Origin of the sequence: Clostridium tyrobutyricum, assembly GCF_019144085.1 — a bacterium.
In the GTDB taxonomy this organism is placed as follows: Bacteria; Bacillota; Clostridia; order Clostridiales; family Clostridiaceae; genus Clostridium_B; species Clostridium_B tyrobutyricum_A.
Genome location: NZ_JAHHUY010000003.1, coordinates 102,002 through 117,951, shown reverse-complemented (window position 1 = coordinate 117,951; position 15,950 = coordinate 102,002). Strand labels below are relative to the sequence as shown.

13 protein-coding genes and 1 riboswitch are annotated in these 15,950 nt (G+C 30.6%); of the genes, 5 read left to right on the top strand and 8 right to left on the bottom strand.

Translation table 11 applies throughout. From position 1 onward, the window contains the following. Positions 1-9: 9 nt before the first annotated feature. Together KM800_RS02165 and KM800_RS02160 are read right to left on the bottom strand one after the other, a co-directional pair. Positions 10-2,733 carry a molybdopterin-dependent aldehyde oxidoreductase gene (locus KM800_RS02165; protein WP_217811604.1) on the bottom strand — a complete coding sequence of 908 codons (2,724 nt, stop codon included), beginning with the start codon at positions 2,731-2,733 and terminating at the stop codon, positions 10-12. A 27-nt stretch (positions 2,734-2,760) separates the two neighbouring features. Beyond that, positions 2,761-3,789 carry a molybdopterin-binding protein gene (locus tag KM800_RS02160; protein ID WP_217811603.1) on the bottom strand — a complete coding sequence of 343 codons (1,029 nt, stop codon included), beginning with the start codon at positions 3,787-3,789 and terminating at the stop codon, positions 2,761-2,763. A gap of 306 nt (positions 3,790-4,095) precedes the next feature. On the opposite strand from KM800_RS02160, the gene KM800_RS02155 reads away from it, so the two are divergent. Next, positions 4,096-6,018, top strand: coding sequence for an ABC-F family ATP-binding cassette domain-containing protein (locus tag KM800_RS02155; protein ID WP_217811602.1), 1,923 nt, complete (start codon positions 4,096-4,098; stop codon positions 6,016-6,018). A 68-nt stretch (positions 6,019-6,086) separates the two neighbouring features. Here KM800_RS02155 and KM800_RS02150 read toward each other — a convergent pair whose 3' ends face one another. Continuing rightward, positions 6,087-7,487: an aminopeptidase gene (locus tag KM800_RS02150; RefSeq protein WP_217811601.1), complete on the bottom strand. Its 1,401-nt coding sequence runs from the start codon at positions 7,485-7,487 to the stop codon at positions 6,087-6,089. 165 nt (positions 7,488-7,652) lie between these two features. After that, a riboswitch (SAM riboswitch) is annotated at positions 7,653-7,751 on the top strand. A 173-nt stretch (positions 7,752-7,924) separates the two neighbouring features. On the opposite strand from KM800_RS02150, the gene KM800_RS02145 reads away from it, so the two are divergent. The 3 genes from KM800_RS02145 to KM800_RS02135 are packed head-to-tail and all read left to right on the top strand — an operon-like array spanning position 7,925 to position 10,198. After that, complete coding sequence (locus KM800_RS02145) at positions 7,925-8,737, top strand: MetQ/NlpA family ABC transporter substrate-binding protein (RefSeq protein ID WP_217811600.1); 813 nt, start codon at positions 7,925-7,927, stop codon at positions 8,735-8,737. 19 nt (positions 8,738-8,756) lie between these two features. After that, positions 8,757-9,533 carry a methionine ABC transporter ATP-binding protein gene (locus KM800_RS02140; protein WP_017750551.1) on the top strand — a complete coding sequence of 259 codons (777 nt, stop codon included), beginning with the start codon at positions 8,757-8,759 and terminating at the stop codon, positions 9,531-9,533. Then, positions 9,530-10,198 carry a methionine ABC transporter permease gene (locus KM800_RS02135; RefSeq protein WP_217811599.1) on the top strand — a complete coding sequence of 223 codons (669 nt, stop codon included), beginning with the start codon at positions 9,530-9,532 and terminating at the stop codon, positions 10,196-10,198. The genes KM800_RS02140 and KM800_RS02135 overlap by 4 nt, the downstream gene beginning before the upstream one ends. A gap of 53 nt (positions 10,199-10,251) precedes the next feature. On the opposite strand, the gene KM800_RS02130 is transcribed toward KM800_RS02135, so the two are convergent. The 4 genes from KM800_RS02130 to KM800_RS02115 form a co-directional block, all read right to left on the bottom strand. Further along, positions 10,252-11,190, bottom strand: coding sequence for a magnesium transporter CorA family protein (locus KM800_RS02130; protein ID WP_217811598.1), 939 nt, complete (start codon positions 11,188-11,190; stop codon positions 10,252-10,254). Positions 11,191-11,264: 74 nt separating this feature from the next. After that, positions 11,265-11,813 carry a 5-formyltetrahydrofolate cyclo-ligase gene (locus KM800_RS02125; RefSeq protein ID WP_217811597.1) on the bottom strand — a complete coding sequence of 183 codons (549 nt, stop codon included), beginning with the start codon at positions 11,811-11,813 and terminating at the stop codon, positions 11,265-11,267. Further along, a complete protein-coding gene (gene hprK, locus KM800_RS02120) occupies positions 11,803-12,738 on the bottom strand; it encodes an HPr(Ser) kinase/phosphatase (protein WP_217811596.1) in 936 nt (311 codons plus the stop codon). Before hprK ends, KM800_RS02125 begins: the two co-directional genes overlap by 11 nt. Positions 12,739-12,749: 11 nt before the next feature. Further along, complete coding sequence (locus KM800_RS02115) at positions 12,750-12,938, bottom strand: DUF896 domain-containing protein (protein WP_217811595.1); 189 nt, start codon at positions 12,936-12,938, stop codon at positions 12,750-12,752. A gap of 364 nt (positions 12,939-13,302) precedes the next feature. Between KM800_RS02115 and KM800_RS02110 the strand changes: the two genes are divergently transcribed. Further along, positions 13,303-13,467 carry an aspartyl-phosphate phosphatase Spo0E family protein gene (locus KM800_RS02110; RefSeq protein ID WP_217811594.1) on the top strand — a complete coding sequence of 55 codons (165 nt, stop codon included), beginning with the start codon at positions 13,303-13,305 and terminating at the stop codon, positions 13,465-13,467. Positions 13,468-13,614: 147 nt separating this feature from the next. Here the strand turns inward: KM800_RS02110 and helD are convergent, their stop codons facing one another. Next, positions 13,615-15,915, bottom strand: coding sequence for an RNA polymerase recycling motor HelD (gene helD, locus KM800_RS02105; RefSeq protein ID WP_217811593.1), 2,301 nt, complete (start codon positions 15,913-15,915; stop codon positions 13,615-13,617). Positions 15,916-15,950 lie beyond the last annotated feature (35 nt).

Genomic DNA, 15,950 nt, shown 5'->3' with positions numbered 1-15,950 from the left:
ATATAGCATCTAAAGTTTCTTGAGTGCAGCTAAAATTTTATCAGGTTTTGCCGGCAACTTAGTTATACGTACTCCACAGGCATCATAAATTGCATTTACTATTGCTGCATGTGGTGCTGAAAGCGGCATCTCACCTGCTCCTGAAGCACCAAATGGTCCATATGGTCTAGGTGTCTCCAAATATTCTATATTTATATCATCAGGCACATCTCTTACTTGAGGTATTCCACAAGCTGTAAGTGTAGTATGTTTTTTAATGTCTTCAAAATCCTCACTCAAAGCCAATCCAATACCCTGAGCTAAACCTCCATACATTTGCCCGTCAACTACAAGTCTATTTATTATAGTTCCAACATCAGACAACATACTTAAACCTGTTACTCTTGCCTTTCCTGTTTTAATATTTACCTCTACCTCTGCTAAAAGTGCTCCATACATGTAGCAAGGGAAGGGATTTCCCTGACCGGTATGCACGTTGGCTGCTGTACAAGGTGCTGTCCATTTACCGCTATATTTAACAGGTAAGTTCTCAGCTATCATTTCATCATAAGTTCTGTAAGTTCCATCTGGCTTTTTAAGTGCCGTTACTAGATTTTCACAAGCAACTCTTGTAGCATTTCCTGTTAAAACATTTGAACGACTTCCACCTGCCGGACCACTATCTGGAGTTTTCTGCATATCATTCATAACCAATTTTATCTGTTCCGGTTTTATACCCAACTGTTTTAAAACTTCATAACTTATAGTAAGTGTTCCCATATCTGCTCCCTGTCCATGATCTTCCCATGAATTGCCTACAGATACACCTGTTGGTGTTATTTCAGCCCAGGCTTCAGACGTATCTGCTCCATCAAGTCCTGAACTATACAGAAGTAGTGCTATACCTGAACCATATTTCTTGTCTTTGCTGATTTTATTTTTTTCTGCTGCTGCCTTTTTAGATTCTTTATACTGAGGTCTCAATTTGTCCAGCATCTCTGGAAGACAAATTATATCCGGCTCACAACCTGTCGGAGTAGTAGAACCTTTCCTATAAACATTTTTATATCTCAATTCCAGTGGATCTACTCCCATCTTATCTGCCAATTCATCAATCAATACTTCTGATGAAAACAAACTCTGTGGTGAACCATATCCTCTAAAAGCTGAACCCCAGGCATGATTTGTACAAACTTCCCTACCTTCTCCTCTTATGTTTGGTATATCATAACCTGCTCCTATAAATTGCGCACCTCTTGTAGTAAGCATATCACCAAATTCACAATATGGTCCATGATCAACTGACCAATCTGACTCTAATGCCAGTAATTTTCCATCTTTATCTGCACCCATTTTAACATGCATAAAAAATGGAGACCTCTTTCCAGTATAAGTTATCTGCTGATACATATTAAATCCTAAATATACTGGTCGTTTTGTTATTAGTGCAGCAACGCCTAAAAGAGCTTCAATAGTTGGACTGAATTTATATCCAAAAGTACCTCCTGTTGGATTCTGAACTATCTTCAATTTTTCAAGGGGAATTCCTATTCCTTCTGCTACCATGGCAGCGTGTACATGTATTCCAACACTTTTTGAATGAATAACTAGTTCTTCCGACTCATTTATATATGCAAAACCAACGTCTGGTTCAAGTGGAAGATGTGGCTGTCTACCTACATAAAAATCATCATCAACTACATAATCCGCCTTTTCCATTATCAAGCTGGTATCTTCTCCTTTAACTACTTCAGTTTCAAAAAATACATTTGGAGTTCCAGGATGAATCTCGATAGCATCTTCAGCCATTGCAGCTGGTGCGCTCATATAAGCTGGAAGTTCTTGAATTTCTACCTTAACCTTGTCTATTGCCTGCTCTGCTTGATATTCCGTATCTGCAAGTATCATAGCTATAGCATCACCAAATTGGAATATCTTTTTATCATTCAATATAGGTCTTTCTTTTCCATCACCCTTGTTATTAGGAAATGCCAGACCATTTATTCTATTAGTTCCTGGAACATCCATGTATGTTATAACTTTATATACTCCCGGCATTTTTTCAGCTTCTGATGTATCTATTGATAAAATATTGGCATGAGAAACTTTAGCTTGTACCAACTTAATGTGAAGTGTATTTTCAGGAAGTTCCAATCCCAAATCCGCACCAAATCTCCAATTTCCAGTTACTTTTGCAACAGCAGAAGGACGTATAGCTTTTGTTCCTATAAGGCTATCACCTTCTTTTAGTTTAAACCATAAATCCTCCTTTTTTACCTCACCTCTCATAAGCCTTGAAGCATCCATTACTGCATCAACCAAAGGTATATATCCTGTGCATCTGCATATATTCCTATGCTTTTGGAACCAATCTCTTACATCCTGTCTAGTAGGATTTATATTTTCATCAAGTAATGCCTTGGCAGATACTATAAATCCAGGAGTACAAAAACCACATTGTGCAGCTCCATGAATCATCCATGATAATTGAAGAGGATGTAAGTCATTTGCAGTTCCCAATCCCTCAATAGTAGTAATTTCAGCCTCTTCTTCCACTCTTTTCATTCTTGTAATGCAAGCTCTTACCACCTTTCCATTCATTATTACAGAACAAGCTCCACATTCACCTTTACCACATCCCACTTTAGTGCCTAAAAGATGAAGTTGTTCTCTAAGAACTGTTGACAACATTGTTTCAGGTGTTGTTATGACAATTTTTGGAACACCATTGATTATTAAAGTCGTATTATACATTATAAATTCCTCCTTAAAAAATATTTATTATATAGCACATTTTCCAAATCCACAGTTTGGAAATGAACACTTTTCACATTCAATACACAAACCTCCATGACCAAGCTTTATTATATCTTTCCTTGTAACTTTTTCACCTGCTACAAGTCTTGGTACAATCAGATCAAAAATTGTTCTTTTATTATACATTACACATCCTGGCAGTCCTAAAACTGGTACTTCATTTATATATGAAAGTAAAAACATTGAACCTGGAAGTATCGGCGCACCATAGGATATAATCTGTGCCCCTGATTCCCTTATTCCTGTAGGTGTTACATCATCTGGATCTACAGACATTCCACCAGTAACCGTAACCATATCTGCTCCTTCTTCTATAAGTTGTGTTATGGATTTTGCAATCATATCTGCATCATCTCTTGCATATAACTGCTTTATTATATTACAATCAAGTTCTTTAAATTTCCGCTGTATGACAGGTCCAAACTTATCCTTTATCCGCTTATAGAATACTTCATTTCCTGTAGTAACTATACCTATATTTAATTTTTTTAGAGGTTTGACATCTACAATAGGATAATTTGTTTTACATATATCCTCTATATGCTTTATCTTACTTTCCTTAGTAGTTAGCGGTATTATTCTAGTACCTGCAACTTTGGCATCTCCCTGTATAAACTGATTTGTATGAAGTGTAGCAAATGCAATTTCCTCAACATCGTTTATTTCCATCAATGCTTCATAATTTATTTTTAATAATCCACTATGTCTAGAAATAAGGGTTATTTTTCCCTCTGAAGGTCCAAAAAGTTCTATGCCTTTCCCTGCTGCTGCTTTAGCCATTCTAATAGCTGCTTCATTTTCATGTATATATCCTTCTTTTATTTCCATGATATATATATGTTCTTTGCCCATATTAAGTAGTACAGGTATATCTTCCTTCTTTATAACATGACCTTTTTTAAAAGCAGCACCTTTATGTTTTCCGGGAATTATTTGAGTCATATCATGACCCAATACCATTCCCTCGGCTTCTTTTACTGGTAAAAGCTTCATTTTTGTCATCCTCTCTACATTTATAGTTTTTCATGTGTTATATATTTATATAGCAATATACATGCCAAAAGCTAAAGTGTGCATTTTAAATGATTTCGTTTACATGTATTGCAGTTTTGTTCATTTTTAGAACAAAATTAGTGAAATTGTCTGTGTATTTTTCGAACAGTGATCTATTGTGATACAATATAATATACTATATCTTTTGTAAAGATTTCCAAGCAGGCTAATTAATATATCACATTTATTTTTTACCCATGTTATAATAGATTAGAATTTACTTGTCAAAGAATAGGATGTGTATAAATGAATTTACTAACTGTAGAAAACATAAGTAAAAGTTACAGTGAAAAAATACTGTTTGATAATATATCTCTGGGGATAAATGATGGGGATAAAATAGGAATAATTGGTGTAAATGGTACAGGTAAATCAACATTATTAAAAGTAATTGCAGGTATTGAAGTGCCAGATACTGGTGATATTGTTAAATCCAATAAATCTATAATAGGATATCTTCCTCAAAATTCCGATTTCAATAATAGTAATCAATCAACAGTAATTGAACAAATTTTCAAAAGCGGTTCTCCTGTCATGGATCTTTTAAGAGAATATGAAACTACTGTTAAGTTGATTAAAGAAAGTCCTGATGATGTAAAACTACAAAATAAACTTTTTGCTCTCAATACAAAAATAGAATCAGAAAATGCATGGGAACTGGAAAGTCAAGCTAAAACTATACTTACCAAGCTAGGAATTACTGATTTTAATGCAAAAATATCTACACTATCAGGTGGACAGAAAAAAAGAGTATCCCTTGCATCTTGTCTTATAACACCTGCAAATATTTTAATACTTGATGAACCTACTAATCATCTTGATGATGAAACTATAGAATGGTTGGAGGAATTTTTAAATAAACGCAGTGGTGCACTCATTATGGTAACCCATGATAGATTTTTTTTAGATAAGATTACTAATAAAATGTTGGAACTTGATTATGGAAAACTCTACAGCTACTTAGGAAATTACAGTACTTTTCTTGGAAAAAAGGCTGAGAGACTTGAAATGGAAACCAACAATGACAGAAAAAGAGAAAGTCTTATAAAAAAAGAACTTGCATGGATAAGACGTGGTGCAAAAGCAAGAAGTACAAAGCAGAAGGCAAGAATACAGAGGTTTGAAGATCTTACCAGTCAAAAATCAAGTATAAACAATTCAAAATTTGACATTGACATTCAAAGTTCAAGATTGGGAAAGAAAGTAATCAATATCGATAATATAAGTAAAAGTTTTGGAGAAAAAACATTGGTCAAAAATTTTTCTTATAATATATTAAATAATGATAGAATAGGCATAATAGGCTCTAATGGAAGTGGAAAATCTACATTGATGAATATTCTAAATGGAGATATAATTCCTGATAGTGGAAATATAGATATAGGTCAAACAGTTAAAATAGGATACTATTCTCAAGGAATCTCCAATATGGATATGAAACAAAGAGTAATCGAATATATAAGAGGTACATCAGAATATGCTAAAACTTCTGAAGGTGAAAAAATAAATGCATCAAATATACTTGAAAAATTTTTATTTGAACCTTCAGTACAATGGACTCCTTTAGGAAAACTTTCAGGTGGTGAAAGAAGAAGACTTTATCTTTTAAAGGTACTTATGGAATATCCTAATGTACTTTTACTTGATGAACCTACAAATGATCTTGATATAGAGACACTTACAATTCTTGAAGATTATCTTGAAAATTTTAATGGTGCTGTTATTGCAGTATCTCACGATAGATATTTTCTTGACAAAATAGTCAACAAGATATTTGCATTTGAAGGCAAAGGTGAAATAAACCAATATACAAGTAATTACTCATATTTTAGAAAAATGCAAAAAGAAAAACAGATACATTTAGAAAAAGACACCGTTGAAAATAACGCTGAAAAAAAGAATTATAAACAACAGAGTAGGAAGACTTTAAAATTTTCATATAAAGAACAACTTGAATTCAGCAAAATAGATGAAGTAATTGAATCTTTGGAAAAAAGCATATGTGAAAAAGAATTTGAGATAAAAAATGCTGGATCCAACTATATGCTTCTTGAAGATCTTTTGAAAGAAAAAGCTGTTTTAGAAAAGACACTAGACGAAAAAATGGATCGATGGGCATATTTAAATGAGTTAAATGAAAAGATTCAGGAAAGTAAAAAGCATATATAAGAAAAATGAGGATAGATTGGTTTTTACACAAATCTATCCTCATTTCCTCTCTATATTACAACTAATTGCTATATCTCGTTTAAAAATGCCTTATATCCTTTTACAGCTTCATAAATATCAGCTTTACTTGCAACTTCCCATGGTGCATGCATATTATGGAGAGCTATACCACAGTCTATTACTTGCATATTGTACTCTGCAAGTATATATGCTATAGTTCCACCGCCGCCCTGATCTACTTTACCGAGTTCAGATGTCTGCCATGATACATTGTTTTCATCCATTACTTTCCTTATCTCAGCAATAAATTCTGGATTGGCATCATTACATCCTGACTTTCCTCTAGCTCCTGTATACTTGTTAAATACTACTCCTTTTCCAAAATAAGCTGCATTATTTTTCTCCATTACGGATGGATAATTAGGATCAAATGCGGCGCTTACATCTGACGAAAGCATCTTGGAATTGGTCAACGCACGCCTCAATTTCAAATCACTATAGTCTCCAATAAGATCTATTAATTCTGCAACTGTATTTTCAAAGAACCTGGATTGCATTCCAGTGGCTCCTACGCTTCCTATTTCTTCCTTATCCACTAAAAGTGTAACACAGGTTTTATCAGGATTTTTTATTTTCATCATGGCATCAAAGGATGTATAGGCACATATCTTGTCATCATGTCCATAAGCCATTACCATACTCTTGTCAATTCCATAATCTCTTGCCTTGCCAGCTGGAACCACTTCAATTTCTGCGGATACAAAATCTTCTTCTTCAATACTGTATTTTTTGTTGAGTATCTTAAGTATATTCTGTTTTACTCTATTCTTTACATCTTTATCTTTTACAGGGATACTTCCTACCAATATATTCAAATCTTCTCCCTCTATAACCTTAGCTGCTTTTTTAGCCATCTGATCCCCTGAAAGGTGTATTAACAAATCAGATATACCTACTACAGGATCATCTTCATCTTCTCCAATTACTATATCTACTTTAGTACCATCCTTTTTTATTACTATACCGTGAATTGCAAGTGGTAATGTAACCCATTGATATTTTTTTATTCCACCATAATAGTGGGTATCAAAGAGGGCAAGATCCGTATCTTCATAAAGTGGATTTTGTTTTAAATCAAGCCTTGGTGAATCTATATGGGCACCTAATATCCTCATACCTTCTTGTATATCTTTTGATCCTATTACAAAAAGAGCCAAAGTCTTATCCTTGTTGTTAGCGTATACCTTGTCTCCAGGATTCAGTTTGGTATTGCTTTTTATAAGTTCCTCTATATTTTTATATCCCTTGACTTCCGCTCTTTTTATAAATTCTCGAGTACATTCTCTTTCAGTTTTACATTTTGACATAAAATCCTTATACTCATCTGATATTTTAAAAAGTGCTTTAAAGTCATCCTTTGAATATTTATCCCAAGCATAGTCATATTTCTTCTGTAAGTCTTTTGCCATTTGTCACATCTCCTAACTATAAATATCCTCTGCTTTAATTAATGATTATATTCTATCACAAAAAAACCAATATTTACAGTATTTTAAATATTGATGCAAAATATTTATATTGACAACTTAGTACAAGTTTGCTATACTTCATGATACAATCAAAAAATCAAGATCTTTCTATCAAGAGAGGCTGAGGGACTGGCCCTATGACGCCCGGCAACCTAATACATTTAATGGTGCTAATTCCAGTAGGATTATCCTTGAAGATGGGAAGTAAGTAGAGTTCTTCTTACGTCTATCTCTTATGAAGAACTTTGTTTTTATGTGAAATTTTATATTTTTTATATTTTCCAGGTTGACTAGAAAAACTAGAGACCAGGTTATAGGTGTTTTATGCCTATAGTCTGGTCTCTTTTTTAATATAACTATTATGAGGGGTGTCTATTATGAAGAAAAAAATTGTTACTTTACTATTCTGTGTAATTTTATTGGGAGGAATTTTTACAGGCTGTAACAGTAAAAATACAGAAACTTCAAATTCAAAAACGTTGAAAATAGGAGCTGTCGCAACTCCACATGCAGAAATTTTAAATCATATAAAACCAACACTAAAAGCAGAAGGCATAAATTTAGATGTTATCGTTTTTGATGACTCAGCGCAATTAAATCCTGCACTTAAAGATAAACAAATTGATGCCAATTATTTTCAGCATAAACCATATTTGGATTCAGTTGCTAGTGAAAAAGGATTTGATTTCTCATCAGTTGGCAATATCCACGTTGAGCCTATTGGATTCTATTCTAAAAAGATCAAATCTATAAATGAATTAAAAGATGGAGCAACTATAGCTATACCTAATGATGCTTCAAATGAATACAGGGCATTATTATTATTGCAAAAGCAGGGATTAATAAAGGTAAAAAATACAGTTTCTAATAAAAGTGCTACTATCAACGATATTGCTGAAAATCCAAGGCATTTAAAAATTGAAGAATTGGATGCATACCAGATACCAAGATCACTTCCTGATATTGATGGGGGAATAATAAATACAAATATAGTACTTCAATCAAAAATAGATCCTAACAGTGCATTATTTAAAGAAGATAAAGATTCACCTTATGCAAACATAATTGTAGTAAGAAAAGGTGATGAAAATAGAGATGCTATAAAAAAATTAGTTAAAGCACTTCAATCAGATGATGTGAAAAAATTTATTAAAGAAAAATATAAAGGTTCAGTAGTTCCCGCATTTTAAAAGTTAGGAGGTTTTTACTTTGATAACCATTAAAAATTTAAGTAAGAAATTTAATACTCCTTATGGAAAGGTTGATGTTTTAAAAGGCATCAACCTTAAAATTGAAAAGGGAGATATATTTGGAATAATTGGCTTCAGTGGAGCAGGTAAATCTACTATGATAAGATGTTTAAATCTTCTAGAAAAACCTGATGAAGGAACAATAGAAATCGGAAATAAAGAAATTACTTCTTTAAATAAAAAAGAATTAAAAGATGCAAGAAAAAAAATAGGAATGATATTTCAACAATTTAATTTATTTGACTCAAAAACAGTATTTGAAAACATAGCTTTTCCATTAAAAGTTGCAAAATATCCCAAGGATAAGATAAAAACCAGAGTAGATGAAATACTGGATCTTGTAGAATTATCTAATAAAAGATATGCCTATCCAGCTCAATTAAGTGGCGGTCAAAAACAAAGAGTAGGCATAGCTCGAGCTCTAGCTAATAATCCTGATGTTCTCTTAAGTGATGAGGCAACTTCTGCATTAGATCCACTTACAACTTATTCAATTTTAGAACTTTTAAAAAATATAAATAAGAAGCTTAATTTAACAATATTATTAATCACCCATGAACTGGATGTAGTTAGATACTGCTGTAACAATGTGGCTGTACTCGAAAAAGGAGTAATAACTGAAAGTGGCTCTACTAAAAGCTTATTTTTAAATCCTAAAAGCAATACAGCTAAAAAGTTTATTGATATAACAAACAGCTTTCAAACTACTACATGGAAAGAAGGTGCTGGAATATGACTGATGAAATGTTAATAGTACTTAAAAAAGCACTTGGAGAGACCATATATATGTCTGTAATTACATGTATATTTACTTTTATTCTGGGAACTATCTTGGGAATACTCTTAGTAGTAACAGAAAAGGGAAATATATTAGAATCTCTTAAATTCAATAAAGTATTTGGAACCATAATAAATATTATAAGATCATTCCCTACCATGATTTTAATAGTAGTATTGCTTCCTCTATCTAGGCTAATCGTAGGTACGACCATCGGTACAAATGCTGCAATAGTTCCATTAGTTATAGGATTGTCTCCATTTTTAGGCAGGATGATTGAAAATAGCATAAAAGAAGTTGAACATGGAAAAATAGAAGCTGCTGTAAGTATGGGAACAACAGAAATAACTATAATAACTAAAGTATTAATTCCTGAAGCTCTTCCATCTCTTATAAGAAGCTTTACTCTATGTACAATATCCATAATTGGAAGTACTACTTTAGCCGGAGCAATAGGTGCCGGAGGACTCGGAAGTGTCGCCCTAAGATACGGATATGAAAGATTTGAAACTAGCTATATGATAGCAACTGTTGTTATATTGGTAATTTTAGTAGAAATAGTACAAATAGTTGGAGATCTACTATCCAAAAGAATTATTAAAAAAAGATATAAATCTATTTAATTATGTAAATGAATAAAGATATAGTTTCTATTTAAACTAAACATAAATAGAAACTATATCCACTTATTTCTTTTAAATATAAATATCAAAAAAATTGCTATACATATCATAAATATAACCACATAATGGCATCCATTTTCCAACTCTATAAATGGAATTCCCTTTAAGTTCATACCATACATACTGGTAATTAAATTCAGAGGAAGAAATACACTTGTAATTACAGTAAAAATTTTCATAAGCTCATTTGTCTTATTTGCAGTTTCAGACTCAAAAGCTTCTCTCACAAGTGCTAAATCTTGAACTAGACTTTCAAGAGACAACATAAGTTTCTCTATCTTTTTGTTCAAGCCTATAAAATAAGCTATATTTTCAGTTTCTATTATCAAATTATCATTTAATGACAGACTATCGCCTATATATCTTAGAGGATTTAAATATTTTCTAACCTTATACACCTGTCTTCTTAAAGTTATAAGGTGATATAATTGCTCTTTTTCTGCATCTTTTAAAATATTTATTTCTATCTTGTCTGCACTGGCCTCCAATTTTGATATAACATCATAGTTCCTTATAATTATTCTATCCAATATATAGTACAATAACATATCTACAGCAGGCTTATCTTTTAAAGCATAACAATTTTTTGAATCTCTTATATCATCTATTAAATTGTTTAAAATCCCCATGCTATCTCTATAAACAGTTATTATATAATTTTTACTTAAAAATACATTTAAATCTTTTGAAGTAACTATGTCATTTTGCCAGCTCAATACATTAAAGATAACAAAAATATATTCATTAAAAAAACTTATTTTAGAAGTTTGAGAAAAACTTTTACAATCCTCTATGCTCTCATTATCAATGTTTATAAATTTATTTAAACTTTCGACTTCACTTACATCTGCCATTATCCAACACTTATTATCTTTTAAATCTTCTTCACAATCAACATTTATAAAATTATTATCTATATCAATTATTCTCATAGTAACACCACCATAGATGCATGATTAATTTTAAAAATAATTATAATGTTTATTTTGTGCAGAAGTTAAGATATTTAATCAGTTATTATTTTATAAATTGATACATCGTGATTTTCTCTAGGTACTTTATCCAATAATTGAAAATTATAGCAGATAGCTATTTTTTCAGAATCCCTTTTCAGTTTTTTTAAAAATCTGTCATAATAGCCTCCGCCATATCCAACCCTGCCTCCATGTCTATCAAAGGCAACTCCTGGAACATATATTAAATCTATAAAGCTTTCATCTATTTTTTTATATATATTTATAGGTTCCAGTATATTAAAAGCTCCTGGAACCAATTCACTAAACTTTTCTATTCTCACTGCTTTCATGCCTTCATCTTTAGATATTATTTTAGGTACACAGACTATTTTTCCAGATGACAGAGCATGTTTTATAATTTCATGGGTATTAACTTCACTTCTATAACTTACAAATACAAATATACATTTAGCACATTTATATTCTGAACTTTTTATAATTTTATCAAATATTTTATTGTCCAATGCTTGACGCTGACTATTACTTAGTGAATCTCTAATTGATAGTATGTTTTTTCTAATATCTTTCTTATTCATCATCTTCTAATATTTTCCTCTTTTTCTCCACTTGATTCATTCTCTTACTTATTATATCTACTGGAGTAACATCAGTCATAAGACCATACCTGTAATTTGCTGCAGCTGCTTCTATTATAACAGCTAAATTTCTTCCCGGTCTTATCGGAAGTGTCATTTTTCTTAGTGGTACATTCAAAATATTGATATACTGTTTATCTACTCCCAATCTATCGTAATTTTGAGATTCTTTCCACTGCTCTATATAGACTACTAAATGAATTATTTTACTCTTTAAAACTGAACTCAATCCATAAAGGGCTGATATATCTATTATTCCCATTCCTCTAACTTCAATCATTCCTGACGTTATGTAAGGAGATTTTCCATGTAGTTCTCCATCTATTTCTTTTATATCAACCGCATCATCTGCAACAAGTCTATGTCCTCTCTTTATAAGTTCAAGTGCTGTTTCACTTTTACCTATACCACTTTCACCAGTTATTAACATTCCAACACCATATACGTCTACTAGCACTCCATGAAGTCTAGTTTCAGGTGCCAATTTATAGTCTAGATAATTCATAAGTTTATTTATAAATCTTGTAGATAAACTGCCGGTTCTAAGTATCCATCTATCATATTCACGTGCACTTTCTAAAAGTTCTTCATGAGGTTCTAGATTTCTAGTTATTATAGTGCATGGGTTATCAAACTCAAAATATTTTTTTAACCTTTTTTGTCTTAAGTCTGGCTGCATAGCATCTAAAAAACTCCATTCTGCTTTTCCTACTACTTGTACTCTTTCATTGGCATAATAATTATAAAATCCACTAAATTGAAGTCCCGGTCTGTTTATATCACTTACATTAATTTTATTTACCCTTTTACCTTCATTTAAAACTTCCAATTTTAAATCCTTTATCATATTTTTAACTGTTACAGCCATTTTTTCGCCCCCTAGTCCAACGCTTTATTATCCATTGGTTTAGTTATATTATCCAGTTGGGCTCTAAAGTTTCTTTTTACATTATTTAAATATTTTTTTCTAAGTTTTTCCTGTTCCATTTTTTCCTGTTCTGTAAGTCCAACACTTTTGCTTTTAGCATATAGTGAATTTATTCTATCTATTAATTTATCTTCTATCAAATCTCTTCCTCCTGAATATCCTGTTTTTATGGTATTTATTATAGCACAATAGTATGAAAAAAGTATAAAACTACAAGTATAAAATTGAGAGTAAATAAATTCTTATATATTGATTATATGCAAAAAAGTTTTTGACAATATTTTGCCTTTGCAATTTTTTCCATTCTCTTTCATATCAATATATAAAGACATGTTTTTATGTTTTTCCACATTTTTTCCACAGAATAGTCCACATCTTATCTACAGAAATTATGTTTTTTCTTGTAATAATCTGTATTTTATTGACTTATAAAATATATGTTTAATTATTTATTATCCGTTAAAATATATAGAGATAACTAAATTTGAATTATGAGGTAATGTGATGGAGAAAAACTTAAATAACCTAAATCTAGAAATAAACCAATTAAAATCTGTTTTATATGAACTAATGAAAACTGGCACTTTAACAGATAAAAAAGTAGTACAGTGCAGTATGGAATTAGATGAACTTATATTGAAATATCAACAACAAAAAATGTCTAATTAGCAGTGTAAGTATATTTTATGACTTATTGCACTACTTTATTTCTTTTTTAATTATACTAGGGATTTGAAACTCGCTATATATCTTATAATAAATAAAAATTCATCACTTTTATTGCAATAATGACATTGTAAAGACTTCAATCAAATATTATTTATCATCCATAATGAGATTGGAAATATTCCCCGAATAAAATATAAATTCAAAATGAAGTGCTCTTGTTAAAGCTACATACAATATCTTTTTATCCAATTCATTATTTGCATAATTTTCCTCATTGCAATTATATATTACACTACAGTCAAATTCTAATCCTTTTGTCATATATGATGGTATTATTATACAATCCAATTCTAAGTTCTTATCATTTTCTTTTATTAATTTCCAATCATAATTGCTGTATTTTCTTAAGTAATCCTTTATTTTTTTACATTGCTTATAATTTTTTCCTATAACTGCTATACTCTTTTTATTATTATGTTTAACTTTAAATACAATTTCATCTAATCTTTGTGCAAAATCTCTATTGGTTTTAAATTTAAATATTTCTGGTTTTTTACCATGCCTCAAAATAGGAACTGCCGGCTTTAAATTGTTCTTCTGAAGTTTTAATACTCTATTGGCAAATTCCATTATTTCAATTGTAGACCTGTAACTTTTATTTAGTCCTACATACTTAAAATCTTCCTTAAATACATTTTCAGTCAAGCTTTCCCAGTTTGAAATTCCTTTATAATAGTATATTCCCTGACCAATATCACCTACTATAGTCATGGAATTATTATATGCCATTTCCCTAAACACAGAAAATTGAAATTCACTGTAATCTTGAGCTTCATCTATAACTATATGCTTATATTTGAATTTTTCAGATATACCTTCTATTTTAAACTTCAAATATAATAAAGAGGCTAAATCATCACTGTCTATTATATTTTCTTTAGCATTCTTATTGAAGTCATCTCTAATAAAGTTCCATAACTCTTCATTGACTTTTCCATCCACAAATTTTTTAAACATATAATCACTATTTAAAAAGTCACTATACTTGCTTTTAGTACTGACACCTTTCCAAGTATCAAAATACGATTCAAAAGATTTCTTTGCATCAATACATAATCTCTTTTTCTTATCATCTCTTTCACTATATATTTCTCTAAGTTTTTTTCTTCTTTCATCTCCATCTTCCATAGTACTTTTAATTCTCGATACTAAATAAGCATAGGAAAAATCAACTTTATCCATAATAAATTTTATCTTATCATCTATTTTTAATTTAAAATACCTTTTTATTTCATCTTTTCTCCTATTTATAGGAAAATTTATCATATCCTTTAAGTACAATCTTTTTATTTCATCTTCTTTAAACATTACATAATTGTCAGCTTTTATATCATCTATATTAGAATCCTGTTCCTCCATATACTTTATATAGATATCCAAAAAACTCTTATATAGCATGCTCCCTTTTAAATTACTACTTCTAATTATAAGAGATTTATTTTTTATATCCGATTCCTCTACTAAATATGATAATTTTTTATCCTTTGTAATTATTTTATTCTTAATACCTAATATATTCATACTTATTTGTTCAAAAGTACTTTGTTTTACATCACTTACTCCTAAATCCGGAAGTACTTCAGATATATAATCCAGGAAAAGCTCATTAGGGGCTATTACAAGAATATTTTTTCCTTCTAATTTATCTTTATACTTATATAAAAGATATGCCAATCTATGAAGAGCCACTGTAGTTTTTCCCGATCCAGCTGATCCTTGAACTATAAGAGATATATTTTTTTCTGTTCTTATTATATTATTTTGCTCTTTTTGTATAGTCGCAACTACATCCTTAAGTTTTGTACTTATACTTTCTTCCAAGTTTATTTTTAAGAATTCATCAGTTAAAGAACTACCCTTTTCATCTGATGATCTAAGCATAATATCGTTTATTCCATCATCAAATGCATCTTTAAGTTCACTATTTCTTATGAGGAATTTCCTTTTAAGACTTAATTTGCCGCTTACTATTCCCATTGGTGCTCTATAAAAAGCATCTCCAAAAGTTCCACTATAGTATAAATCAGCCAATGGTGAACGCCAGTCAATTACTTTTTCATCCCCATCTCTTATATCACCAAGACCAAATTTTCCTATATAAAAACTTTCTTCATCTCTTTTATATTCCCTGAAATTTATTCTTCCAAAATAGGGTTGCTCAAGACTTTCTATATACTTTTCCAAGTTTTGATAAGTTATATTATATAATTTCTCTTTTGTTTCAAGTTCTTCATTATATTTTCCCTTTAGCTGTTTTCTAAGATTATCTATACCACTTTTTAGCTTTTTATAATCCCTACTTATATTTTCAATTTGATTCTGTATCCAACTTTTAGTTTCTTCCAAATATTTAACTTCAAATACCATGTCTTCATGTTTTATTGACACAACACAAACCCCCTTTTGCAATGAATATGTTCAAA

Coding starts and splice junctions, on each gene's coding strand:
- KM800_RS02150 (WP_217811601.1), bottom strand. CDS start 7,487: ATGGCAAAAGACTTACAGAAGAAATATGACTATGCTTGGGATAAATAT.
- KM800_RS02160 (WP_217811603.1), bottom strand. CDS start 3,789: ATGAAGCTTTTACCAGTAAAAGAAGCCGAGGGAATGGTATTGGGTCAT.
- KM800_RS02135 (WP_217811599.1), top strand. CDS start 9,530: ATGACTGATGAAATGTTAATAGTACTTAAAAAAGCACTTGGAGAGACC.
- KM800_RS02155 (WP_217811602.1), top strand. CDS start 4,096: ATGAATTTACTAACTGTAGAAAACATAAGTAAAAGTTACAGTGAAAAA.
- KM800_RS02145 (WP_217811600.1), top strand. CDS start 7,925: ATGAAGAAAAAAATTGTTACTTTACTATTCTGTGTAATTTTATTGGGA.
- KM800_RS02130 (WP_217811598.1), bottom strand. CDS start 11,190: ATGAGAATAATTGATATAGATAATAATTTTATAAATGTTGATTGTGAA.
- KM800_RS02165 (WP_217811604.1), bottom strand. CDS start 2,733: ATGTATAATACGACTTTAATAATCAATGGTGTTCCAAAAATTGTCATA.
- KM800_RS02125 (WP_217811597.1), bottom strand. CDS start 11,813: ATGATGAATAAGAAAGATATTAGAAAAAACATACTATCAATTAGAGAT.
- KM800_RS02110 (WP_217811594.1), top strand. CDS start 13,303: ATGGAGAAAAACTTAAATAACCTAAATCTAGAAATAAACCAATTAAAA.
- hprK (WP_217811596.1), bottom strand. CDS start 12,738: ATGGCTGTAACAGTTAAAAATATGATAAAGGATTTAAAATTGGAAGTT.